Annotated in this window: 1 protein-coding gene; it reads right to left on the bottom strand. The window is 61.1% G+C overall.

The annotated features are described in order from the left end of the window. Window positions 1–69: 69 nt before the first annotated feature. The coding region (locus DBR24_RS29025) for an acylase (RefSeq protein ID WP_256591949.1) at window positions 70–1,850 on the bottom strand (1,781 nt) is incomplete at its 5' end.

The raw sequence follows: 1,850 nt of genomic DNA, 5'->3' as shown, positions 1-1,850 counted from the left end.
CCGCCAAAAAACTGAAGGCCGCAGTTCCGTGGAAGGCGGCCTTCAAGTCTGACGCAACAACGACAGCCGTTACCGGGCTGCTACCTCCCCGCCTTTGTCTGCCGCCTCACTGACGTTCTGCACCTGATACTGCGGATCAGCCTTGATCTGCTGTTCGGTAAACGGCAGCACGCTCCATTGCTTCTTCGAAAACGCTTCGGTCTGATCACGGGAATACTTCGACGCCGGGTCGCTGGACAGCGAGAACGCCAACAATCCCTGGGCGTGCGGGCCCTTCTCGTCGAACGTCACCACTTGCAGATAGCTGGTGCCGCTGACCACTTCCAGCTTGCCGTCTTCCCGGGGCACGCTCTGGATCGCGTTGTAGATGCCCAGGGTTCCCGGCCCGCCATGGATCGGCGTCTGGTGCCCGCCACTGCTGACCACCTGGATATCCCCCCAGCGCGTATCCGGTTTGAGGCCCATTTTGTTGGTCATCACCACCGATGCCAGCATCGCTTCACGCAGTGCCTTGGCCACCGCTGGCTGCTCGACAGCCAATCCGCGCGGCGTGTGGCGGGCATCCTTCGGATCAAACGCCACGCGCCAGATATCGGAGGATTTCTGCAGCGTTTGCATAATGTTCTGAAAGTGCACCAGGCCCAGGCGCGAATCCAGATTGGCTCGCCCGTTCCAGGCCTTGAGGCTGGCGCACAGCGGTTGCAACGCTTGCGCATCGGCACCGAGGTCGCCGGCACAGAACCTCAGCAAATCCGGCAGCACCTGGGTCGCCAGATACACCTGATCGTCCATCACCATGTGCTGCAAATCCTTCACCCCCAACGGCCCTTGTTGACCCGGATTGCCCAAGCGCGCCAGGGCATAGCGTGAACGCCAGCCCAGCGGTTGCCCTTCCTGGCTGATCAGTGGCGAGAACCCCGTCAGCGGTTGCGCCGGGTTGGCCAGCCAGGCGGAGTCGTTGGAGTGCTGCACAAAATCCTTGCGCAACAGTTGTGGCAGTTGGCTGGCGGCATAAATACCCTTCTGCGCTGCGTTCGGATCAATGTCCCAGGCACACGCGCTGTGGCTGCCATCGAGCACGATCATTTGCGTACCCATGCGCGGATCGCTGCACCTGGCCAGTTTCTCGGCGTTGACGTTCGGCACCACCGACAGGTTCATGTATAGCGTCTGCCCCTTGTCATCCACGGCCAGCGTATTGACCCAGGGAATGCCCTGAATCTTGTGCACCGACGCTTGCAGTTGCTCAAGACTGGTCGCCTGATTCATCGTGTACCACTGATTCAGCACGCGATCGTTTTCGAGGTTGGCATCGCGCAGGCTGTAGGCGTACTGATGGTCCCAGTCGAGCTTGCCCGGCCATTGCACAATCGGTCCAAACTGCGAACTGTAGAGGTCACGTGTCACAGCGGAAACCTGGCCGTCGGCCTGTTTGACCTGAACAGTCACGGTTTGCTTGCTCATCGGCAGCGATTGGCCATCGAGCAGGTAGCGCGTCGGATCTTTCGGGTCGAGTTGCAGGCGATACAGGGTGAAGTGCTTCGACGAGTCGACGGTATGGGTCCAGGCAAGGTGCTGGTTGAAACCGATGTTGATCATCGGCAGCCCCGGCAAGGCGGCGCCCATCACGTCGAGCTTGCCGGGGATGGTCAGGTGCATCTGATAGAAGCGCATGCCGCCGACCCAAGGGAAATGCGGATTGGCCAGCAGCATTCCGCGGCCATTGAACGAGCGCTCGCTGCCCACCGCCACGGCGTTACTGCCGCGATCCAGGGCAAAACGCTGCTGGCGGGCATCGGCCAGTTGATAAGCCCGTGAGTCGTGGTTGATGGCGGCAGTCGCTTGCGGCG

The sequence above is a fragment of the Pseudomonas sp. HMWF006 genome, assembly GCF_003061205.1.
Lineage (GTDB): Bacteria > Pseudomonadota > Gammaproteobacteria > Pseudomonadales > Pseudomonadaceae > Aquipseudomonas > Aquipseudomonas monsensis.
The sequence above is the reverse complement of the archived record's forward strand: the minus strand, read 5'-3'. Positions and strand labels throughout refer to the sequence as shown.